Annotated in this window: 19 protein-coding genes, 1 rRNA gene and 1 pseudogene; 15 read left to right on the top strand and 6 right to left on the bottom strand. The window is 73.7% G+C overall.

The genetic code is table 11. The annotated features are described in order from the left end of the window. A 5S ribosomal RNA gene (rrf, locus tag ADL05_RS06710) occupies positions 1–93 on the top strand; the annotation flags it as partial. Between the two features lie 264 nt (positions 94–357). On the opposite strand, the gene ADL05_RS06705 is transcribed toward rrf, so the two are convergent. Then, on the bottom strand, positions 358–1,404 hold the full coding sequence (locus ADL05_RS06705) for a hypothetical protein (protein ID WP_156365751.1): 1,047 nt from the start codon (positions 1,402–1,404) through the stop codon (positions 358–360). Between ADL05_RS06705 and ADL05_RS06700 the strand changes: the two genes are divergently transcribed. Then, positions 1,375–2,115 (top strand): M48 family metallopeptidase, encoded by a 741-nt coding sequence (locus tag ADL05_RS06700; protein WP_197285712.1) that lies wholly within the window; start codon positions 1,375–1,377, stop codon positions 2,113–2,115. The genes ADL05_RS06705 and ADL05_RS06700 overlap by 30 nt on opposite strands. 53 nt (positions 2,116–2,168) lie before the next feature. Then, complete coding sequence (locus ADL05_RS06695) at positions 2,169–2,567, top strand: NUDIX domain-containing protein (RefSeq protein WP_053615999.1); 399 nt, start codon at positions 2,169–2,171, stop codon at positions 2,565–2,567. Positions 2,568–2,608: 41 nt separating this feature from the next. Here the strand turns inward: ADL05_RS06695 and ADL05_RS06690 are convergent, their stop codons facing one another. Next, positions 2,609–3,547, bottom strand: coding sequence for a GNAT family N-acetyltransferase (locus ADL05_RS06690; protein ID WP_053615986.1), 939 nt, complete (start codon positions 3,545–3,547; stop codon positions 2,609–2,611). 36 nt (positions 3,548–3,583) lie between these two features. Then, positions 3,584–4,579: an MBL fold metallo-hydrolase gene (locus tag ADL05_RS06685; RefSeq protein ID WP_053615998.1), complete on the bottom strand. Its 996-nt coding sequence runs from the start codon at positions 4,577–4,579 to the stop codon at positions 3,584–3,586. Positions 4,580–5,404: 825 nt separating this feature from the next. Here ADL05_RS06685 and ADL05_RS31650 point away from each other — a divergent pair. Next, a complete protein-coding gene (locus ADL05_RS31650; protein WP_053615997.1) occupies positions 5,405–5,788 on the top strand; it encodes a single-stranded DNA-binding protein in 384 nt (127 codons plus the stop codon). A gap of 11 nt (positions 5,789–5,799) precedes the next feature. Here ADL05_RS31650 and ADL05_RS06670 read toward each other — a convergent pair whose 3' ends face one another. The 3 genes from ADL05_RS06670 to ADL05_RS06660 form a co-directional block, all read right to left on the bottom strand. Then, on the bottom strand, positions 5,800–6,807 hold the full coding sequence (locus tag ADL05_RS06670) for an HAD-IIA family hydrolase (RefSeq protein ID WP_053615984.1): 1,008 nt from the start codon (positions 6,805–6,807) through the stop codon (positions 5,800–5,802). 344 nt (positions 6,808–7,151) lie between these two features. Continuing rightward, positions 7,152–8,447: a DUF1015 family protein gene (locus tag ADL05_RS06665; RefSeq protein WP_053615983.1), complete on the bottom strand. Its 1,296-nt coding sequence runs from the start codon at positions 8,445–8,447 to the stop codon at positions 7,152–7,154. 59 nt (positions 8,448–8,506) lie between these two features. After that, a complete protein-coding gene (locus ADL05_RS06660; protein WP_053615982.1) occupies positions 8,507–8,857 on the bottom strand; it encodes an SCP2 sterol-binding domain-containing protein in 351 nt (116 codons plus the stop codon). Between the two features lie 200 nt (positions 8,858–9,057). On the opposite strand from ADL05_RS06660, the gene ADL05_RS06655 reads away from it, so the two are divergent. The 11 genes and pseudogenes from ADL05_RS06655 (at position 9,058) to ADL05_RS06605 (ending at position 21,756) form a co-directional block, all read left to right on the top strand. After that, positions 9,058–9,894, top strand: coding sequence for a hypothetical protein (locus ADL05_RS06655; protein WP_053615996.1), 837 nt, complete (start codon positions 9,058–9,060; stop codon positions 9,892–9,894). Positions 9,895–9,924: 30 nt separating this feature from the next. Further along, positions 9,925–10,104, top strand: a complete 180-nt coding sequence (locus ADL05_RS06650; RefSeq protein ID WP_053615981.1) for a hypothetical protein — start codon at positions 9,925–9,927, stop codon at positions 10,102–10,104. Positions 10,105–10,144: 40 nt separating this feature from the next. Continuing rightward, positions 10,145–10,945 (top strand): TlyA family RNA methyltransferase, encoded by an 801-nt coding sequence (locus ADL05_RS06645; protein ID WP_053615980.1) that lies wholly within the window; start codon positions 10,145–10,147, stop codon positions 10,943–10,945. Positions 10,946–11,123: 178 nt separating this feature from the next. Then, positions 11,124–12,050, top strand: coding sequence for an NAD kinase (locus ADL05_RS06640; RefSeq protein ID WP_053615979.1), 927 nt, complete (start codon positions 11,124–11,126; stop codon positions 12,048–12,050). 85 nt (positions 12,051–12,135) lie between these two features. Next, positions 12,136–13,845 (top strand): DNA repair protein RecN, encoded by a 1,710-nt coding sequence (gene recN, locus ADL05_RS06635; RefSeq protein ID WP_053615978.1) that lies wholly within the window; start codon positions 12,136–12,138, stop codon positions 13,843–13,845. Positions 13,846–14,069: 224 nt separating this feature from the next. Then, entirely contained in the window at positions 14,070–15,242 is a 1,173-nt protein-coding gene (gene steA / locus ADL05_RS06630) for a putative cytokinetic ring protein SteA (protein ID WP_053615977.1), read from the top strand. Beyond that, positions 15,239–16,324, top strand: coding sequence for a copper transporter (locus ADL05_RS06625; RefSeq protein WP_053615976.1), 1,086 nt, complete (start codon positions 15,239–15,241; stop codon positions 16,322–16,324). Before steA ends, ADL05_RS06625 begins: the two co-directional genes overlap by 4 nt. 88 nt (positions 16,325–16,412) lie before the next feature. Beyond that, a pseudogene (locus tag ADL05_RS06620) lies at positions 16,413–17,279 on the top strand (hypothetical protein); the annotation flags it as partial. Between the two features lie 376 nt (positions 17,280–17,655). Further along, the gene (gene murJ / locus ADL05_RS06615; protein WP_082376166.1) at positions 17,656–19,257 is read left to right on the top strand and encodes a murein biosynthesis integral membrane protein MurJ; all 1,602 of its coding nucleotides are present in this window, start codon (positions 17,656–17,658) and stop codon (positions 19,255–19,257) included. Then, on the top strand, positions 19,254–20,336 hold the full coding sequence (locus ADL05_RS06610; RefSeq protein ID WP_053615974.1) for a glycosyltransferase family 4 protein: 1,083 nt from the start codon (positions 19,254–19,256) through the stop codon (positions 20,334–20,336). The genes murJ and ADL05_RS06610 overlap by 4 nt, the downstream gene beginning before the upstream one ends. Before the next feature lie 394 nt (positions 20,337–20,730). Continuing rightward, on the top strand, positions 20,731–21,756 hold the full coding sequence (locus ADL05_RS06605) for a TerC family protein (RefSeq protein WP_053615973.1): 1,026 nt from the start codon (positions 20,731–20,733) through the stop codon (positions 21,754–21,756). Positions 21,757–22,073: the final 317 nt, after the last annotated feature.

Raw genomic sequence — 22,073 nt, 5'->3', positions numbered from 1 at the left:
CACACCCGGTCTCATTCCGAACCCGGTCGTTAAGTCTCCTTGCGCTGATGGTACTGCCCTGTGGTGGGGTGGGAGAGTAGGTTGCTGCCACGGTTTTTCTTTGGGGGAGGGGTCGCCTTGTTGGGCGGCTTCTCCCCTTTTTTTGTGCCCGGGTTTGTGCGTTTGTGAATTGTGGGTGGTGGGTGGGTGTTGGGGGGGCGGGGGTCCCCCTGGTTTCCAGTGTGGGGGTGGCGGGGTGTGGTGTGCCAGGCCCGCACCCGCACCTGTGGACAACCGCCCTCCTCCCTACGGAGAGAGTCCCCACTGACGGAGTGGCGGTGAGGAGCTGCGCCATGTCGTAAGCTGGGGGGACGAATACTATGACGCGCTGCTCCCAGTCAAGGTGGCAGCGCTTTTGAATGTTGACGGACGGGTTGGATGACTGAGGACAGCCGATCGGGAGACCGCGAGGACTCCGGAGCTAACGACCGTAGCGGTGGCCGCTCCGGGGCACCCGACGGTCGGGGACGAGGCGACGCACCCCGCTCCCGGTCCGGCTACGGCGCTGACAGAGACGGCGGGGGCCGCGGAGACGATCGAGGCCGCGGCCGAGACGACCGTGGTGGGTTCCGTGGTCGAGATGACCGCGACCGCCGCGACGATCGTGGCGGGCCGCGTGCACGGGACGACCGGGGCGGATACCAGGGTCGTGATGACCGTGGTGGCCGTGGCCGCGACGACCGTCGCGGTGGCGGCGGTTTCCGCGACGACCGGGGACGCGATGAGCGCCGCGGCGGCTTCGACCGCCGTGATGACCGAGGTGTGCCCCGTGGTCGGGACGACCGCAGGGACGACCGTGGCGGGGCTCGTCGCGATGACCGCGGGGGCTCCCCCGGTCGCGATGACCGTCGCGGGGCTCCCGGTCGCGATGATCGCGGCGGTTTCCCCCGCCGCGACGACCGTGGCGGAAGTCGTGGCAGGGACGACCGCGGGGGCTTCGACCGGCGCGATGACCGTCGTGGGGCTCCGGGTCGCGATGATCGCGGGGGCTTCCCTCGTCGTGACGACCGTGGCGGAAGTCGTGGCAGCGACGAGCGTGGTGGGTTCCGTGGTCGTGACGACCGCGACCACCGTGACGACCGTCGTGGGGCCCCGGGGCGGGACGACCGCGGGGGCTTCCCCCGCCGCGACGACCGGGGCGGGGCTCGCGGGCGGGACGACCGCCGCGACGGCCGCGGGGGTTTCCAGGGCCGTGATGACCGGGGTGGCCGTGGCCGCGACGACCGTCGCGGTGGCGGCGGCTTCCGCGACGACCGCGAGAGGCGGCGTCCGCGAGAGGACCGCGACCCCGCGGACATCGCCCCGCCGCTGCCGGACGACGTCAGCTACTCCCAGGTGGACCCGGACACCAAGCGCGACCTCCACTCCCTGCCGAAGTCGCTGGCCGAACTCGTCGGCAAGCACATCGTGGCCGCCGGCATGTTCGTCGACGAGGACCCCGAGCGCGCCTACGCGCACGCCGTCTACGCCCGTCGCAAGGCATCCCGGCTGCCCAGCGTGCGCGAGGCCTCCGGCGTGGCGGCCTACACCGTCGGCAAGTGGCAGGAGGCGCTCTCGGACCTGCGCGCCGCACGGCGGATGAGCGGTCGGGACAACTTCCTGGCCATCATGGCCGACAGCGAGCGCGGCCTCGGGCGCCCCGAGCGAGCGTTGGAGATCGCCCACGACCCGGCCGCCGAACAGCTCGACCCCGCCGACCGCATCGAGCTGCGCATCGTGGCGGCCGGAGCGCGACGCGACATGGGTGACACCAAGGCGGCCCTGGCCGAACTCCAGGTTCCCGAGCTGAAGGAACGGCGTGCCCGCCCCTGGGTGGCCCGCCTGTTCTACGCCTACGCCGACGTCCTGGAGGAGCTCGGCCGGGAGGAGGACGCCCGCGAGTACTTCGCGCGTGCCTCGTCCGTGGACAGCGAGGGCGTCACCGACGCCGATGAGCGGCTGGCCGCGCTGGAGGGCGTGGAACTGGTCGACATCGACATCGAGGACGGCATCGTCTGGACCGACGCCGAGGAGCCCGCCGAACCCGAGGAGGACGAGGGACCGGAGTCCGGACCCGCTCCCCGGGAACGGGACTGAGCGCATCGGATGACGCGCCGTCGGGCGGCCCCGTGCCGCTCGGCGGCGCGGTCGTGCGTGTGGGCTCCCTGCCGCCCGCCCACGAGTCGGTGGTGTGCCTGACCTTCCTCGGCGGCCGCCCTCTGCTGGTCCGCCACCGCGACCGCGCCTGGGAGTTCCCGGGCGGGCACACCGAGCCCGGTGAGTCGGTCGAGGACACCGCGCGCCGGGAGGCCCTCGAAGAGGCCGGCGCCACCCTCGGCGAGGTCCGGACCGTCGGCCACTACGTCCTGTCGAGCGGGCACGTCACGGTCGTCACCCAGGCGCGGGTCAGCGCCCTCGCTCCCATCACGGGCGACTACGAGACCGTCGACGTGCGGGCGTTCGACACCCTGCCCGACGACCTGTCCTGGCGGGACGGCGTCTACGCCCATCTGCTCCGGGCCCTCGGACTGCCCGGGGCGCCGCGCTAGGACGCACGGGTGCCCCGGGTAGTCCGGTGCCGCCGTCCGCCCTATCCCGTGGGCCGGACGTACAGGTCCTCCGTGCCCAGAGTCCGGTACCCCAGACTCCGGTTGATCGCGAGCATCGGTTCGTTGACCAGGTTGTTGCCGGTGAAGGCCCGGGTGAAGCCGCGATCCCTGGCCCGGTGCAGAGCGGCGGCCTTGGCGTAGCCGGCCAGGCCGCGCCCCCGGTACTCGCGCAGGGTTCCGGTCATCGAGGACTCCAGGCGGGTGTCGCCGTCGGAGAGGTAGCACGAGATCGCCACCGGCGTTCCGTCCAACAGCAGCACCTGGCTCACGTCGAGGTCGGAGAGCGGGTGCCGCCAGATCTCCTCGTACCAGTCCTCATAGCGCTGGGGCGCTCCGGAGACCGCCCCGGGCTCGTCCTCGCCGGTGATCCGGTCGATGTCGTACAGCGTGCGCGGATCGCCCTCGTACTCCGCCCACGCACACAGTTCTGAGCCGGGCGGAGCCGGAGGGACGTCGGGGAGGTCCGCCAGGTCCACACCGAGGATGGCGTCGGACTCGGACTGCTCGTATCCGTGCTCCTCCAGGACCCGGCGCAGCTGCGGACCGCCGTGCTGGATCGCCTCGTCGGCGGCGGCCACGCGCAGCGTGACGGCTCCCGCCCCGACCAGACCGCGTTCGGCGGCCTCCAGGAGGCGGTCCTCGACGCCCGTGCCGCGATGGGCCGGATCGACCGACATCAGGTACGTGATCCCCGACGGCTCCTCGCCCTCGCGGCGGCGCAGACGGGTGCGGACGAGGCCGACCACCGCGCCGCTCCGGTCCACCGCGACCAGTGTCGTGCGGTCGTCGTCGGTCCGTTCGCGGTCGTGGCGCCAGAGCATCGCCTCCTCGGTGAGGACCATGCTCGGGAAGGCCGCGTGGACGAGGGGGAAGGCGGCGGGGACGTCATCGCGGTCCAGGGCACGGATCTGAATCGTCATGCGCCGAGGCTAGGTGAGTGCCCGGCGCCGCGCACACTATTTTCGCGTGTCCCCGGCCGCCGCGGCCTGTTCCTGCGCCAGTCGGTCCAGCCAGTGCATGATGCCCGACACGTTGGCCTCGGGCCCGGCGAGGATGTCCAGCACCGCCGCGGCGTCCTTCGAGGCGTCCTCCGGCAGCGGCGCGTACCGGGAGACCACCTTGTCGCGGACCATGGCCACGGCGTGGTCGAGGTCGCCCTGGGTGCCGTGCGACTCCCGGACGGTCTCCACCCACAGCCGCAGCTCCGACTCGGCCCGGTCGATCGTCTCCGCGACGGTGTCGACGGCGCCGAAGTGGGAGAACATCAGGCGCTGGGCGTCGATGTCGCCGAACAGGCGCAGGGTGCTCAGGCAGGCATCGAGGTCGAAGTCCGGCGGCGGCGTCGCGGGGCGCACGTCACCGGTGAGCGGGTTGTACACGCCCAGGGCGTCACCGACGTACAGGTCGCCGGTGAGCGTGTCGACCAGGCCCATGTGGTGCTTGGCGTGACCGGGCGCGTAGTGCGACACCAGCTTGCGTCCGGCGCCCAGGTCGATCTCCCCGGTCTCGGCCACGGACCGGATCCTGGCCGCCTCGGTGGGCGACATCCGACCGAACAGGACGTCCAGGCGGTCGCCCCACACCATGGCGGCGCTGCTCATCAGACGGCTGGGGTCGGCGAGGTGCCGGGCGCCGCGCTCGTGGACCACGATCTCGGCGTTGGGGAAGAGCGCGGCCATGTCGCCGGTGCCGCCCGCGTGGTCGAGGTGGATGTGCGTGACGACGATGGTCGCGAGGTCCTCGGGCGCCAGCCCGAGCCGGGTGACGGCCTCGTGCAGGACCGGCGCCGAACCGGCGGTGCCGACCTCGATCAGGCACGGCCGCTCCGAGCGCACCAGATAGCTGGACACGACGCCCGCGTATCCCGCGAGCATGGTGTCGATGGCGAAGATCTCGTCGCCAAGAGGGGTGATTCCCTCGGGCAGACGGCTTACGTCCACGTCGTCGTGCACTGTCAGCACCCCTGTCTTCCTCGGTCGTCCGCCGGTCACCGGGTGACCGAATCCGACTCTAGGACACCGGTGTTCGCACAGGTGGAGTCGGGGGCGCCGTCGTTGTCCACAGCCGGAAGATCGGCCTTGTCCTTCCGGCGGCTCCCGATGATCCTGGAATCAGCGCACACGCCCTCCACCCACGGCTCGGATCCGTGCCCTCTCCGCGCGGTGTGCCAGATCTGCCGCTCCCCGAGCCCTGGAGGGCCCACGCACATGCAGCACACCACCGCAGCGACTCCCGAGGACTCCCACCCGACGCCCGAACCCGTCGCCCCGGCGCGCCGGGCGAAGGCGGCCTCCGCGCGGGGCGCACGGTCGAGTCCGCCGGAGCCGGCCGCCGAATCCGCGGGTGCCCGCCCGTCCCGGCGCACCCGCGCGTCCCGCCCGAGCGGCCGGTCCGGTCGCTCGGGCGGGGCCACGACCGCTCCCGGCGGTGAGGACGCCCCCACGGGGAGCGCGCCCGGCACGGCGGGCGTCCCGGGCGCGGCGCAAGCGCCCGGCCGGGCACCGGCCGCCGACGTCACCGGGGCACCCGGCGCGGTGGGCCCACCCGGGCGCGCGAAGCCACCGCGGTCCTCGGGAGCCGGGGCGGCGCGGAGGGCGCCGAGCAAGTCCACGACCGGCGGGACCACCGCGTCCGGGACGACCACGACGGCCGACGGGTCCGCAGGGTCCGCGACGGTCGTGGCGCCGTCGAGGTCCCGGACCGTCCAGGAGGCGGTCGTATCCGAACCGGCGGAGACGTCGGGGCCGAAGGAGCCCGTCACGGCGGAGTCCGTGGGCGTGACCGCATCCGAGTGTGCGGCGGAGCCCGAGGACGGGCATCTCAACGAGATCGTGCTGGTGGGCCGGGTGACGGCTGAACCGGCCGTCCGAGATCTGCCCAGCGGCGACCGGCTGGCGACCTGGCGGATCTGTGTGTCCCGGCCGCCGGACACCCGGTTCCGGGGGAGGCGGATCGACTCCATCACGTGCGTCAGCTTCGACGCTCGGATCCACGACGAGGTACGGGAGTGGCGCGTCGGCGACGTGGTGCGGATGTCAGGGTCGCTCAGGCGCCGCACCTGGCGTGGGTACGACGGTGTGCGCAGCGTGCACGAGGTGGAGGTGGCCGACGCGGCACTGGTCCGCGCCGCCCGGCCCCGGCGCGGGACGGCGCACCGGTGAGCGGGTCGGAGTCACCAGCCCAGCCGGGCGAGCGCCGCGCGTGCGGACGGGCCGGTCGGATCCACCGAGGGGTGCGCCCACACCGCCGCGCACAGGGCGCGCAGTCCGTCGAGCCGATCGCCGGAGCCCTCCACCCGCACTGTGCCGTCCACGGCCGTCGCGGTCCATCCCCGGCAGTGGGCGCGGGGCCCCTCGACCGGTACGGCCGGGTGCGTCTCGTTCATCCCCGACACGTCCCACGCCAGGAAGCGGGGGCGCTGGTGCGCGGGGGCCGCCAGCGCGTCCGCGGGCGTGGCCACCCCGGACAGCACGAGCATGCCGGCGGCGCCGTGGGTGGTGGCGCCCTCGATGTCGGTGTCCAACCGGTCTCCGACGATCAGCGGGTTGCGGGCGCCCGTGCGCAGCATGCCCTCCTCGTGCAGGGGACGCATGGGCTTGCCCGCCACCACCGGCTCCACTCCCGTCGCGTGGGCGATCACCCGGACGAACGAGCCGTTGGCCGGGGTGATGCCCAGTTCGGAGGGCGCGGTGGCGTCGGCGTTGCTCGCCACGTAGAAGGCGCCGCGTGCGACCGCGAGCGCGCCCTGATCGAGCAGGTCCCGCGTGATGCGCGGTGTGTAGCCCTGCACGACGGCCACCACCGACGCGGTGGCCACCGTGACCGGGTTCAGGCCCATGCGGCGGACCGCCTGGCGGAGTCCGGTGTCGCCCACCACGAGCACGTCCGAGCCCGACGGGAAGCGTGTGCTGACCAGTCGGGCGGCGGCCTCGGCGGAGGTCACCACGTCCTCGGGGGAGGCCGCCACGCCCAGTTGGGTCAGGAATTCGGCGATCCGTGCGGGCGTGCGGCCCGCGTTGTTGGTCACGAACGCCACGCGCGCGCCCGCGGCCCGCGCCTTGCCCACCGCCTCCGGTGCCGCGGGGACGGCACTCGGGCCGATGTAGACCACCCCGTCCAGGTCCAGGAGCATCGCGTCGTAGAGCTCGTTGAGCGGGCGGTCGGCGGCGAGCAGCGACATGGCGGCGGGCCCACTTTCGCGTGGCGGACGTGGTCGCTCTCCAGGCTATTGCTCGCACCTCCCGGCGGCCGACGCCGGTACCGGGTAGCGGGTGTGCGCCGCGTCGCACGTCCGGCTGCCGAGTCCGGGACCGGACACGGGCCGGGGCGGAGGGATCGGCGGTCCCGTGCCGGTCGCCGGAATGGGGCGCATGTCTCGGCCACGGCCGGTACGCGGCGTGGTGGTGCCTGCCCCAGAGCGGCCGTGCGGTCCTCCTCGTGGTGGTGGCCGGTGCCGCGTCGGTGGCGGGGCAGCCGGTCCCGCGCGGGGTGGACGTGCACGCCGTCGGATGTCGTGTCCGGCGGTCAGGGCTGGTCGAGGACGCGCATGACCAGGCCGGACCGCGGTTTGGGGCCGAAGGAGGTGGACTTGCGCGGGGTGAGCTCTCCGCGGTCGACGATCGAGTACACGTGCTCCACGCTCATCGGCGGCACGAGCACGGCCGTACCGTCGGTCTCCGCGGCGGTGCGGACGGCTTCGTCGGGATCGTCGTGCACCATCCGGATCCGGCGGTCGTCGGCGTAGCCCCACCGGGGTAGCAGGACCTCCCGCAGGATCGCCGTGGGCAGGTGGCGCCAGTCGGTCGAACGGGAGGGCATGGCCCGCTCCAGGGCGGCCTCGTCGAAGGTGTGGGCCAGGTGCGCCGTGCCGTCGGGAGCGACCAGCACGAGTGAGGGCGCGGGCGCCGACTCCGGTGGGCGCGGGGCGCCGGACCCGATCTCGTCCACGGTGGCGATCCCCTGGAGGGTCGCGATCGCCGCGGTGGTGTCGAGTCCGGGCAGCACCCGGTGGATCGCGCCGAGGCGCGGCGGGTGGGCCTCGCTGTCCACCAGGAAGGCCAGGCCGTACTCCCAGCCGGGGTCGCGGTCGTGCTCGCGGACGGTGCGGTAGGCCTCGTAGCGGTGGTGGCCGTCGGCGATGAGTGCCGTTCGCCCGGCCAGGTCGGCGCCGATCCGCGCGTGCTCGGCCGTCGACGGCAGCGCCCACAGGCGGTGCGCGGTTCCGTCGGAGGTGCGGGTGTCGACCAGCAGGTCGCCGTGGTGCTCGGCGGACTCGGTGGCGCGGGTGGCGGCGCCGTCCCCGCCCCGGTACAGCAGGAAGATCGGTTCGAGGTTGGCGCGGGTGGCGCGCATCAGCCACATCCGGTCGAGCACCGGTCCCTGGCTCACGCTCTCGTGGCCGCGGACCGGGCCGGATCCGTTCTCCGGCAGGCGCAGGGCCCCGATGAGTCCGCGCTGGTGGTCACCTTCGGCGGTGACCTGTTCGTAGACGTAGAGCGCGGGGGCCTCGTCCTGGGCCAGGACGCCGTCGTCGATCCAGGAGCGCAGCCTCGCGGCGGCCTTCTCGTAGATGAAGCGTGCCGGCGACCCGCCGCAGCTGCCCGGCATCGTGAGGTTGAGCTGGTAGGGGACGGTGAGGTAGGCGGCGTTGTGGGGGTCCGAGCGCAGCAGCTCCATGGTCGCCTCGGGCCCGGGGATGTCGTAGGGGGGAGCCAGGAGGTTGGCGACCTCCAGTTCGCCGGAGTCCAGGACGCGGTCGATGTCCAGGTCGGTGTAGCGCAGGCCGCGGAAGGGCGCCAGTTCGAGTGGTTGGCGTGGCATCACAGCAAACTACCCGGAGGAGTGGAGCCGTCGCCCGGGCACGGGCCGGGGCGGCGGGCTCAGATCAGCTTGCGCATGCGCAGCAGATCGCTGACGCTGGCGTCCACCCTGACCCGGCGGGTGAAGAGCGCCCTGGCGTAGTCCATGCGGTCCTCGGCCAGGTCGACCAGGTCGTCGCTGTCCACGGTGACGACGACCTGGGCGCGGGGCGCGGCCTCGTCGTCGGGGCGGTGGGTGACGTCGACCAGCCCGTCCTGGGTCAGGCGCATGTCGAAGACCGTGTCCAGGTCGGGCACGCGCACACGCACCGAACGCTCGCGGATGTGCTTGCGGCGCTCCTGCTCGGGCTGTTCGAGGATGCGTTCGTTCACCTTGGCGATCCCGGCGAGGCAGGCGTCGATACTGCTCATGGGCAACATCATGCCCTAATCCGGCGGGCGGGTCCGGTCGTGGGCGGGGCAACCGGGACGAATGGGGTGCCCTTCGGGGTTCGCGTGTCACAGGCGCCTCGGACCGGTAGCGTTGGCTCCTGAACCCCCCACTGCGTAGTGGCCCCTCCCTTGCTGCGCCCTTCCTTCCTCTCCTGCGTCCCATCAAGGAGCACGTGATCATGGTCGTCGACGCGGTACGCACCTATTCCGATGCCACCAGCGGCCTCACAGAGCTGTCCCGCAAGGAGGCCGTCGCGGCGGCCAAGGCGCTGTTGAAGGCCAGCGGCCGGCCCGCGGCCCCGGCCGCTCCCGCCGCCGACCAGGAGGCGATGCCCGCCCGGGTGGGGCAGAGCATCCAGGCTCTGGCCGGGGAGCTCATCGCGACCAACGAGGCGAACCGGACGGCCATCGCCGACCTGGTCCGTTCGGAGGTCGCGCACCAGCTGGAGCGGATGGACATCGTGCCGCGCACCGAGTACGAGCGCGTGGTCCGCCGGGTGGCCGAACTCGAACGGCGCCTGGCCGCGCGGCACATGGCCGACCGGGTTCCGCTGAACGAGGTCCCGGTGGTCGCCGCCACCGCGGGCACGGTGCTCGGCGGGGCGTCGGTCGCGGACGCGCGGACGGGCGGGCGAGCCGACGCGGCCGAGCCCGAGGCGTCGGCCGACGAGTCCGAGGACCCCGCTCCGGGCGCCGCCGCCGTGGCCGGTGGATCCGGGGCGTCCACTGACCCGGCCACCGATACCGCCACCGACTCCGCCACGGAGGACGCCGACGAGGACGCCGCACCCGCCGCCGGGAACGGGGCAGAGAAGGAGTCCGGGAGCGAGCCGGAGGCGGCGGCCACCGGGGCCAAGGGCGTGGGGGCCAAGGGGGCCGAGGGCGCGGCCACGGCCCGCAAGACCACCTCGCGCAGCAAGCCGCGCACGACCACCAAGTCCGCCCGGGCCCGCTCGGCCCCCAAGCGCACCACCGAGGCCAAGGGGTCAACCGGCAAGGGCCCGACGAAGAAGTAGAGTCCAGCAGAGCACGATCACGGGGAGACCATGGACGCCGAGGACGAGGCCGCGCGATTGGCCGAGCAGACACTCCACAGCACCCGGGAGCGGTTGGCCGAGCTGGACGCGCGGCCCACGGCCGAGCACGTCGAGGTCTTCGACTCCCTGCACCAGGAGTTGTCCGGTGTGCTGGGTGCGCTCGGACCGGGCGGCGCGCAGAGCTCCTGACCACCCGCGGTGCCCACCAACCCCGATATCCTTGGTAACCATGGCAAAACGAACTCGGCTCGACGCGGAACTGGTCCGCCGCGGTCACGCACGCTCACGGGGCCACGCGGCCGAGATCATCGAGAGCGGATTCGTCCGCGTCGCCGGGATCATCGCGTCCAAGGCCGCGACCCAGGTCGGCACCGACCAGCCCATCGTCGTGCGCACCCCCGCGGACGAGCCCTCCTACGTCTCGCGCGGTGCCCACAAGCTCATCGGGGCCCTCGACGCCTTCTCCCTGGACGTGTCCGGCCGCCGGGCCCTGGACGCGGGCGCCTCCACCGGCGGTTTCACGGACGTGCTGCTGCGCCGCGGCGCCGCGCACGTCACGGCCGTGGACGTGGGCTACGGCCAGTTGGCCTGGGCGCTGCGCAGCAACGACCGGGTCCGGGTCATGGAACGCGTCAACGTCCGCGAGCTCACCCCTGAGCAGATCGGTGAGCCGTATCCCGGCCTCGTCGTGGGCGACCTGTCGTTCATCTCCCTCAAGCTGGTCCTGCGCCCCCTGAAGGAGTGCGTGGCGCCCGACGCCGACTTCGTCCTCATGGTCAAACCCCAGTTCGAGGTCGGCAAGCAGCGGGTCGGCGCGGGGGGTGTGGTCCGTGAGCCCGCGCTGCGCGCCGAGGCCGTGGCCGAGGTCGCCGCGCACGCGCTCACCCTGGGGCTGGGCACCGTCGGCGTGACGGCCAGTCCGCTCCCGGGGCCCTCGGGCAACGTCGAGTACTTCCTGTGGATGCGCGCCGGCGCGCCGCCGCTGGACCCCGACGCGCTGACCCGCGCCATCGAGGAGGGGCCGCGTTAGGGCGCCTTCCGTGGGCGCCGCCCGTCGCGCGGCAGTGTGAGGGCCCGCGGACCGTGCCCTGGCGAGCGTGGCGGCGTGTCCGGGGTGTCCGGTAACGTGACCCGGCCGGGTGAGCGCGAGGCTTCCCGGTCAGCATTCAGGCTCCCCCGCCCGGGGGAGTGAACGTAAGGGGACGGCGATGACCAGCGGACGCAGTGTCCTTCTGCTGGCGCACACCGGTCGGCCCGCGGCCCTGCGCAGCGCCGATCTGGTCCACAGGAGCCTGACCCGGGCCGGGCTCACCGTGCGCATGCTCAAGGGCGAGGTCGAGGAGCTGGCGGCCGCGGGGTGTGCTCTGTCCCCCGTCGAGGCGGTCGAGCCGGCCGACGCCGCCGAGGGTGTCGAGCTGGTCATGGTCCTGGGCGGGGACGGCACGCTGCTGCGGGCCGCCGAGCTCGCCCGGCCGGCGGGGGCGCCCCTGCTCGGTGTGAACCTGGGCCACGTGGGCTTCCTCGCCGAGGCCGAACGCGAGGACCTGGGCGCGACCGTGCGCAGTGTCGTGGACCGGGACTACGACGTCGAGGAGCGCATGACCCTCGACGTGGCCGTCTTCAACGGGGGCCGCGCCGAGGGCACGCCCACGGTGCGCACCTGGGCGCTGAACGAGGCCACCCTGGAGAAGGGCGAGTCGCGGCGCATCGTCGAGGCCGTCCTGGAGATCGACGGGCGTCCGCTGTCGCGGTGGGCCTGCGACGGTGTGGTGTGCGCGACCCCCACGGGTTCGACCGCGCACGCCTTCTCCGCGGGCGGTCCCGTGGTCTGGCCGGACGTGGAGGCGCTGATGGTCGTGCCGCTCAGCGCGCACGCCCTGTTCGCCCGGCCCCTGGTCGTGGGGCCGCACGCCACGGTGGCGCTGGAGGTCCTGCCCGACACGGCGCCGGGCGTGCTCTGGTGCGATGGACGACGTATGGTCGAATTGCCCGCAGGGGCACGAATCGAGATCACCCGTGCCGATACGCCGGTCCGGCTCGCCCGGCTGCACCGGGCGCCGTTCACCGACCGGCTGGTGGCCAAGTTCGGCCTGCCGGTCGCCGGCTGGCGCGGGAGGGTCGAACAGGGCCGGTGACCGGGACCGAGAGTCCCACCGGGCCGCGTCCGCGTGCGTGCGCGCGGGTGAACGCTAGTGGTGTCGACGATCAGGAGAGGGACCGGTGCTCGAAGAAGTCCGCATCAAGGGACTCGGAGTCATTGACGACGCCGTACTGGAGTTGTCACCGGGGCTGACCGTCGTCACCGGCGAGACCGGTGCGGGAAAGACCATGGTCGTGACCGGTCTGGGACTGCTCTTCGGCGGGCGCGCGGACCCCCAGCGGGTCCGCCCCGGCGCCGGGCGCGCGATCGTCGAGGGCCGCCTGACCGTCCCCGACGGCGGCCGTGTGGCGACCCGTGTGCTGGACGCCGGCGGCGACATCGAGGACGACGTCCTCATCCTGACCCGCGCGGTCTCGGCCGAGGGCCGTTCGCGTGCCACCATGGGCGGGCGCTCGGCCCCGGTCAGCCTGCTGGCCTATCTCGCCGACGACCTCGTGGCCGTGCACGGCCAGTCCGACCAGCAGCGCCTGCTGCGCACCGACCGCCAGCGCTCGGCGCTGGACCGCTTCGCGGGGGAGGCCCTGCACAAGGCGCTGAAGCAGTACTCCGCGGCCTACCGCCGCCACCGGGAGGTGACGGCGGAGCTGGAGGAGCTGGTGGAGCGGGCGCGCGAGCGCACGCAGGAGGCGGACATGCTCCGTTTCGGGGTGGAGGAGATCACCGCGGCCGAGCCCCAGCCCGGTGAGGACGCCGAGCTGTTGGCGGAGGAGACCCGCCTGGCGCACGCCGACGGCCTGCGGGTCGCCGCCACCACCGCCCACGAGGCGCTGGCCGGGGACCCCGCCTCGGACGTGGAGGTCGACGTGGCCGCCCTGCTGTCGGCGGCGCGCCAGGCCGTGTCCGCGGTGCGGGAGCACGATCCCGAGCTGGCCTCGATCGGCGACCGGTTGGACGAGGCGTCCTACATCCTCACCGACGCCGCCACGGAGCTGGCCTCCTACGCCGAGTCGGTGGACGCCGACCCGGCGCGACTGGCGGCCGTGCAGGAGCGCCGCGCGCTGCTGACCCAGCTCTCGCGCAAGTACGGGGCGACCACCGACGACGTGCTGGCCTGGGCGGAGAACGCCGCCAAGCGGTTGGCCAACCTGGAGGGGGACGACGAGCGCATCGAGTCCCTGCGGGTCGAGGCCGAGGACCTGCACGAGCGGCTGGAGGCCTGCGCCCATGAGCTCACCCGGATCCGGACCGAGGCGGCCGAGCGGTTCGGATCGGCGGTCACCGAGGAGCTGACGGCGCTGGCGATGCCGCACGCCCGGGTCAGCGTGCGCATCCAGACGGGGGAGGAGTTCGGCCAGCACGGCCGCGACGAGGTGGAGCTGCTGCTGGCGCCCCATCCCAGTTCTCCGCCGCTGGCCCTGCACAAGGGCGCCTCGGGCGGTGAGCTCTCGCGGGTGATGCTGGCCATCGAGGTCGTCTTCGCCGGGGCCGACCCCGTTCCCACGTTCGTCTTCGACGAGGTCGACGCCGGGGTGGGCGGCAAGGCGGCCGTGGAGATCGGCCGGCGCCTGGCCCGGCTGGCCCAGCGGGCCCAGGTCATCGTGGTCACCCACCTGCCGCAGGTCGCGGCGTTCGCCGACACCCACCTGGTGGTGGAGAAGTCCACCGAGGGCCTGGTCACCGAGAGCGGTGTGGTCCGTCTGGACCGGGGCGGGCGGGTGCGGGAGCTGTCCCGGATGCTCGCCGGGCTGGAGGACTCCGAACTCGGCCGCGCCCACGCCGAGGAGCTGCTCAGCAACGCCGACCCCGAGCGCGCCTACCCCGCGGCCTGAGCGGCGGCCTCCGCGCGGGCCGGTGGCGGGTGTAGGAGTGGGGCGGCAGTGGGTAGTGGTACCGGAAGGCCGTCGCGCACGCCTGCCGGGCCCGTGGGGCGTGGGCGCCGCTCGGCGGCCAAAGAGTTCTAACACGCCGACCGACCAGGTGTTGTGACTCACCGTAGTTGAGTTCTGACAGTATTCCTGCGATGAAGGTATCGGACGCGCTCAGCGCCACAGTCATGCGGTTCCGCCGCACTCGGGCGGACGCTCCCTCCGGGCTGGTCGCCCCCGTCCGCTCGGACCGCCGCACCAAGAACCTGACCAAGCGGCTGCGGCCCGGCGACGTCGCGGTCATCGACCATGTCGATCTGGACCGGGTCAGTGCCGAGGCCCTGGTCGACTGCGGTGTGGCGGCGGTGCTCAACGTCGCGCCCAGTATCAGTGGCCGTTACCCCAACCAGGGGCCGCAGCTGCTGGTGGAGGCGGGCATCCCCCTGGTGGACGAGGTCGACGCCGAGGTCTTCACCCGGGTCCGCGACGGCGAGCGCCTCCGGCTGGACGGCGGCGGCCTCTACCGCGGCGACGAGCTGCTGGCGCTCGGCCGCCCCCAGACGCCCGAGTCCGTGGCCTCGGCCATGACCGAGGCCCGGGCGGGGCTGGCCGCCCAGTTGGAGGCCTTCGCCGCCAACACGATGGCCTACCTGCAGCGCGAGCGCGATCTGCTGCTGGACGGGATCGGCATCCCCTCCATCGAGACCGACATGGAGGGCCGCCACGTCCTCATCGTCGTGCGCGGCTACCACTACCGCGAGGACCTGGTCGCGCTGCGGCCCTACATCCGCGAGTTCCACCCGGTCATCGTCGCCGTGGACGGGGGCGCCGACGCCGTGATGGAGGCCGGGTACCGTCCCGACATCATCGTCGGCGACTTCGACTCGGTCTCCGACCAGGCGCTGACCAGCGGCGCGGAGCTGGTCGTGCACGCCTACCGCGACGGGCGGGCGCCCGGGCTGCCGCGGCTGACCGCCCTGGGCCACACCGCGGTGGTCTTTCCCGCGACCGGCACGAGCGAGGACGTGGCGATGATGCTCGCCGACGGCTCGGGCGCCGCCCTGATCGTGGCGGTGGGTACGCACGCCACGTTGGAGGAGTTCCTCGACAAGGGCCGGTCCGGTATGGCCAGCACCTTCCTCACCCGGCTGCGGGTGGGCGGCAAGCTCGTGGACGCCAAGGGGGTGAGCCGCCTGTACCGCTCCCGGATCTCGCCGTGGGCGCTGCTGGTGCTGGTGGCCGCGTCCCTGTTCACCATCGTCGTCGCCGCCTACAGCTCACCGGCCGGGCAGGTCTACCTCACGTTTCTCGCGGCGCGCTGGGACGCGTTCTCCTACTGGTTGACGGGGCTGTTGACGTGATCGATTTCCGCTACCACCTGGTGTCCATCATCGCGGTGTTCCTGGCCCTGACCGTGGGCCTGGCGCTGGGCACGACCATGCTCCAGGACCCGCTGCTCAACACCCTGCAGTCGGAGACGGCCGACCTGCGCGGACAGAGCGAGGAGCTGCGTCTGGAGCGCGACGCCGCCGAACGGGTCAACGACGGGGCCGACGACCTGTCCGAGGCGGCGGCGGAGGACCTGCTGGAGGACCGGCTGCGCGGTCTGGGTGTGGCCGTGGTGGTCGCCCCGGGCGCGGACGCGGACATGGCCGCGGCCCTGTCCACGCGGGTCGAGGACGCCGGGGGCGAGGTCGTGGGCCGGATCTCCTTCACCGAGGAGTTCCCCGCCGAGGCCAACGCGGCGTTCGTCGACGAGCTCGCGGTGCAGGTCTCGGCCGAGGCCGAGGAGATGTCGGGCGGGGCCTACGTCAGGTCCGCGACGCTGATCGGCGGGGCGCTGGCGCGGACCGGCGGTGACGAGGACTCCGAGGACGACGGGGACGGCGGGGACGGGGACGGCCGCGAGTCCGACGACGAGGAGGGCTCCGAGGACGGGGACCGGACTGACCCCGCCGCGGTCCTGTCCGCCTACTCCGAGGCCGACCTGCTCACAGTGGAGGGCGACCCGGCGGAGGCCGCGGACGCCGTCCTGGTGGTGGCGCCGGTCGTCGACGGTGTCGAGGGCGACCCGGAGCGGACCAACACCGTGGTGGCCACGGTCGCCGGGACCCTGCGCGAGGAGGTGGGCCCCACCGTCCTGGCCGGGGACCCGCGCTCGGGCCAGGGGCAGGGGCTGATCGCGCAGGTGCGTGTGCACGAACCGGCCTACGCGACCGTGGACGTGGCGGGGCGGCCGATGGGCGACATCGTCACCGTGCTGGCCCTGGCCGACGCCCTGGAGGGCGACGGGGCGGCCTACGGCGTGGGCGAGGGCGTGGAGGCCTTCCTGCCCTCCCCGCTGCCCGGTCCGCGCTCGGACGGCTCGGAGGGCTCTGACGGGGACGGCGAGGCCTCCGAGCGGCCCGACAACGAGGCCCGCCGGGCCACGGGCGGGGAGTGAGGCCGTGTTCGAGCACGCGATCCGGCTGCCGCGCGCCGGGACGGCCCGACCGAGTCGGGGCCGGGTCGGCGACCGGCGGCGGTACGCCCTGCAGGGTCTGGCGGGCGCCGCTCTGGGCGCCGTCGCCGCCAGGGCCGCCTACACCCTGCTCACCCGGCCCGGGACGGAACCGGAGCGAGCGGAACCCACGGGGCCGGGGGCCGCGTCCGTGCCGTCCGGGGGTCGGGACCGCTGGCTCCGGACCAACTTCCGCGGGCGCACGGTCACCCTCCAGGAGGGGCCCGCCCTGGCCTCGGCCGTGTGCGCCGCCAGTCTGTGCGTGCCGGGCCTGGCCCCGCGGGTGCGGGCGGCCAGTGCGCTGGCCGCCGCCGGGGCCGCCGCCTTCGGCGCCTATGACGACCTGGCCGGGTCCGTCCGGGCTCGCGGGCTGCGCGGCCACCTCGGTGCGCTGGCCCAGGGGCGGGTGACCACCGGCGCGGTCAAGGTCCTGGGCATCGGTGCCACCGGGGTGGCCGCCGCCGCGCTCCTGCGCCGCCCGTTCCTGGACACGGTCCTGGACGGCGCCCTCATCGCGGCCGGCGCGAACCTCGTCAACCTCTTCGACCTGCGTCCGGGCCGGGCGGCCAAGGTGTGCCTGATCGCCGCCGCCCCCGCGCTGGCCTCGCCCGCCGCGCCCCTGCTGGGGCCCGTCGTGGGCGCCGCCGCCGCACTGCTGCCCGACGACCTCGCCGAGCGCTCGATGCTGGGCGACACCGGGGCCAACGCGCTGGGGGCGGCTCTGGGCGTGGCCGCGGTCGCCCGCGCGCCGCGTCCGCTGCGGGTGGCGCTGTTGGGCGGCGCCGTGGCGCTGACCCTGGCCAGCGAGCGCGTCAGCTTCTCCCGGTGCATCGACCGTGTCCCGGCCCTGCGCCGACTCGACCAGTGGGGCAGGCTCGCGCCGGACGTGCCCGCTCCGGGTGGGCGTGCGGATCAGGCCCTCGACCAGGGGTCGACCGGCGGGCAGGGTCCCGGCGGGGCCGCGTCCGACACGTCCGTAGGCGTTGGGGAACGGCGTCAGGACGGGCCCGCGCCGGACGGGCGTGCGGATCGGACCCGCCAACAGGACTCGACCGGCGTGCGGAGTGACGGCGGGGCCGCGCCGGACGTGCCTACTCAGGGTGGACCGGCGGAGCAGGCCCACGACCAGGACTCGACCGGCGGGCGAGGTGACCGCGCGATCGCGCCTGAGGTGCCCGTCGGGGGCGTCGGCGGGCGAGGCGACGGCGGTCCCGCGTCGGAGGCGTCCGCCGAGGGCGGTGGCGGGTGAGCCCGGCCCCCGGCCCGGTCGCGGAGTGACACGGGGGGTCGGCGCGGCGGCGGTGCTCATCGCGGTGGTCACCGTCGGGGCCCGCCTGGCGGGGTTCGGCCGGACCGTGGTCTTCTCCCAGACCGTGGGCGACACCTGTCTGGGCACCGCCTACGTCACCGCCAACCAGTTGCCCGCGGTGCTGTTCGAGATCGTCATCGGCGGCGCCCTGACCGCCGTGGTGGTGCCGGTGCTCGCCGCGGCCGTGCACCGGGGCGACCACGAACAGGTGCGCTGGACGGTGTCGGCCCTGGTCACCTGGGTGCTGGTGCTCGCGGTACCGCTGTCGGCCCTGATCGCCCTGGTATCAGTGCCCGCGATGTCCCTCATGCTCGGCCAGGGCACCGGCTGCGACCGCGCCGCGCTGCTCGCGCTGGCCGCGCGCATGCTGGTGGTGTTCGCTCCACAGGTGGTCTTCTACGGCCTGGCCGCGGTGCTCTACGGCGTGCTGCAGTCCCACCGCCGCTACCTGGCCCCCGCGCTGGCGCCCCTGGTGTCGAGCCTCGTGGTGATCGCCGCCTACCTGGCGTTCGTGCCCCTGGGCGCCGACCACCGCACGGACGTCGGCGGCCTGTCGACCGCCGCGGAGCTGACGCTGTCTGTGGGCACGACGCTGGGGGTGTCCGCGCTCTTCCTCACGGTGCTGGGGCCCGCCGCCCGGCTACGGATCCGTCCGCGTCCGCGCCTGGCCTTCCCCCCAGGGGTGGGGGAGCGGGTCCGGGCCCTGGCCGCCGCGTCGCTGCTGCCGCTGGTGGCCATGCAGGTGAGCCTGCTGCTGTCGGTGGCGCTGGCGAACTGGGGCGGTGGCGCCGGGGCGGCCGTGCTCTACACCTACGCGTGGGCGCTGTTCACCCTGCCCTACGGCGTGATCGCCGTGCCCATCGCCACGAGCGCCTTCACCGCGCTGTCGGTCGCGCACGCCGAGCACGACCGGCTCCGGTTCGCGGCTCTGGTCTCGGGGTCGGCGCGGGCCTGCGTGGTGGTCACGGCCGGGCTCGCCACCGCCCTGGCCGCGGCCGCGGGGCCGGTGGCCGCCGTCTTCGCCCAGCAGGACGCGCTGCCGCTGGCGCGTGCCCTGCCGGTCTACGCGCCCGGGGTGGTGGGTTTCGGCCTCGTGGCCCTGCTGAGCCGGGTCCTGTTCGCCTCGCATCACGGTCGGCCCGCCGCCCTGGCACAGGTGGTCGGGTGGCTGGTGGTGATGGTGTGTGCGGTGGTACTGGTGTGGGCGAGTCCGCCGGACTGGTCGATCGCGGCCCTGGGGGCGGGGAGCACGATCGGTCTGAGCCTGGCCGCGGCCCTGCTCTGCACGGCCGTGGTCCGCGTGCACGGGCGGGCCGCTCTGGGCGGGCTGCCGCGGTCCCTGGGGGCCGCGGCGGTCGGAGGGGGCGTGGGATGGTGCGCGGGGTGGGCCCTGGTCCCGGACCCGCTCGTCAGCGGGGTGTGGCCGACCCTGGGGACCGCGGTGGCGGCGGGGACGGTGGCGCTGGCCGCCTACGCGGTGGTCGCCGCCCTGGTGGACCGCTCGGCGGTCCGCGCGGTGGTCGGCCGGGCCAGGAGTGCACTCGACAGTCGAAGGGGGAAGCGGTGAACGGCAGGATCGCGCTGGTCGTGGGGAGCAGTACCGGGGGTGTGGGCCGACACGTGCGCTCGCTGGGCGCGGGGCTGGTCCGCCGGGGGATGCGGGTGGCCGTGCTGGGCCCGGCCTCGGCCGAGCGGGAGTTCGGCTTCACGCGGGAGGGGATGCGCTTCTCGCCGGTGCCGATCGGGCCCTCCCCGTCGTGGTCGGACCCGGGGGTCGTCATGCGGTTGCGCGCCCTGGTCCGCGGCGCTGACCTGGTCCACGCGCACGGCCTGCGGGCGGGGGCGCTGTGCGCGCTGGCCGGGCTGACGCCGCTGGTGGTGACCGCGCACAACGCCCCGCCCGCGCTGCACGGGCCGCTCGCGGCGGCCTATCCGGTGCTGGAGCGCGTGGTGGCCCACCGGGCCGAGGTGGTCCTGGGGGTGTCGGGGGACCTGGTGCGCCGTCTGCGCGCGGCCGGGGCCCGTGACGCGCGGATGGCCGTGGTCGCGGCCCCGTCCACGGGCACGCCGTTCAACGGCCGGGAGGCGACCAGGGCCGACCTGGGCGTGCTCCCGGAGCGGCCGCTGGTGCTGACCATCGCCCGCCTGGCGCCGCAGAAGGGTCTGGACACCCTGTTGGCGGCGGTGCCCCTGATCGCCGACCGCAGCCCCGAGCCGGTGGTCGCGATCGCGGGGGACGGGCCGCTGTGGGGAGAGCTGCACGACACGGCCGCCGAGCTGAGCGGGGACGTGCGCATGCTCGGGCACCGCTCGGACGTGGCCGATCTGCTGGCGGCGGCGGACGTGTTCTGCCTGACCAGCCAGTGGGAGGGGCCCTCGCTGGTGATCATGGAGGCTCTGCGGGCCGGCCTGCCCGTGGTCTCCACGCGCGTGGGCGGTATCCCCGACCTGTACACCGGGACGGTGCTGATGGTGCCGCCGGGCGATCCTGGCGCCTTCGCCGCGGCGGTGGGCCGTGTGCTGGACGAGCCAGGGCTGGCCGAGGACCTGCGGTCGCGCTCGCGCCGGGCGGCGGCGGTGCTGCCCACCGAGGACGACGCCGTGGAGGCGGCGGCCGCGGTGTACAAAGCGGTGACGCAGGGGTGAGCCGGGCTCCGGCGACGCGTCGCCCAGGCCGCCGTGGTGCCCCCGGTCCGGTGCCGGGGCGGGCGGGCGGGGCGGCGACGGAGTGTGTCCCCGCGGTAGCGGAGCTGTTACTCCCCGGTGCGGCGAACGACACTGTCGCGGTGACTTCCCTGGAGAGCATTCTGCTGGCATGCTTGAACACGTTCCGGTACGAACCGCTGAGCGGACGGTACCGGTACCCTTGCATGTCACGTGAGGGGAGTATCCCTGTCGCGACGGTGCCGTCATCACGGAGGACAACGATGTACTCCCGGTGCCGTCGGTCCGCGCCTGTCGGGTGCGGGCGGGAGAGACCTCCGGTACTCGAACGTGCGCGCGCCACGTCCGCGCGCGCTTACCGGAGGAGAATTCACCTGTGAACGTTCCGTTGTGGGTCTGGGCCGTCACGATCGGTGCCATGGTCCTGATCCTGGTCATCGACCTGGCCATCGTCGACCATCCCTGGAGCAAGAAGAGCGGGCCCAAGGAGTTCGGGGTCCGCCAGGCGGCCTGGTGGGCCGCCTTCTACGTGGGCATCGCCATCCTCTTCGGCTTCGGGGTGATGTACTACGGCGGTACGACCGCCGGGGCGGAGTACTTCGCCGGGTTCATCACCGAGAAGAGCCTGAGCGTCGACAACCTCTTCGTGTTCTACCTCCTCATGGGCGCCTTCGCGGTGCCCAAGAAGTACCAGCACGAAGTCCTGCTCATCGGCATCGTCATCGCGCTGGTCATGCGCGGTATCTTCATCGTCCTGGGTGCCCAGGTCATCAACGCCTGGAGCGAGGTCTTCTACCTCTTCGGCGCCTTCCTGATCTACACCGGTTACAAGATCGTCCGCGACCACGTCAAGGGCGACGAGCACCAGACCGACTACACCCAGAACCCGGTGGTCAAGCTGGTCGGGCGCTTCTTCCCGGTGACGAAGGACTACCACGGCGCGCACCTGTTCGTGCGGATCGACCAGCGCCTGCACGTGACGCCGATGCTCATGGTCATCGTGGCCATCGGTGTGATCGACCTGGTCTTCGCGGTCGACTCCATCCCGGCGATCTTCGGCCTGACCCAGGACGCCTACATCGTCTTCACCGCCAACGCCTTCGCGCTGCTGGGCCTGCGCCAGCTGTACTTCCTGCTGGCCGGCCTCATGGACCGCCTGGCCTACATCAGCTGGGGCCTGTCGGCGATCATGCTGTTCATCGGTGTGAAGATGATCCTGCACGCGCTGCACGAGAACGGCGTCCACGTCATCGACATCGGCATCGGGACCTCGCTGACGGTCATCATCGGCGTCATGACGATCACCATCGTCGGCAGCCTGGTCAAGTCCTGGATGGACGACCGGCGCCGTGAGAAGGTCGAGGCCGAGTGGGAAAAGGACACCACGGGCGACCGCTCCTGATACCGGGCGGTTCCCGCTGAGGGGCCGCCAAGTCGTCCTCCGAAACAGTCCGATTCGAACACGCGTTCGTCTATAGTGGTGGTGTCCCGGCGCTCAGCCGTCGGGGCGCCACCACTTTCCCGTGTTGGAAGAAACCGACGCCGGCGGTCGTTAGTCTTGTCGGACGGGGTGGCGGACGGCTGTGCCCGCGCCCCCAGAACGGCCCGGACCCGCGGCCCCTGCGGTCGCCGGAGGCCTTCGACCGCCACACCGCGAAGACACACGGGTCCAGCCGCCGTCGATCGACGCGGCCCGCCTCCTGTGCGCCCAAGCCGAAG

It is taken from the genome of Nocardiopsis sp. NRRL B-16309 (assembly GCF_001279585.1).
Taxonomy (GTDB): Bacteria; Actinomycetota; Actinomycetes; order Streptosporangiales; family Streptosporangiaceae; genus Nocardiopsis.
This window is presented reverse-complemented; position numbering and strand designations above follow the sequence as displayed.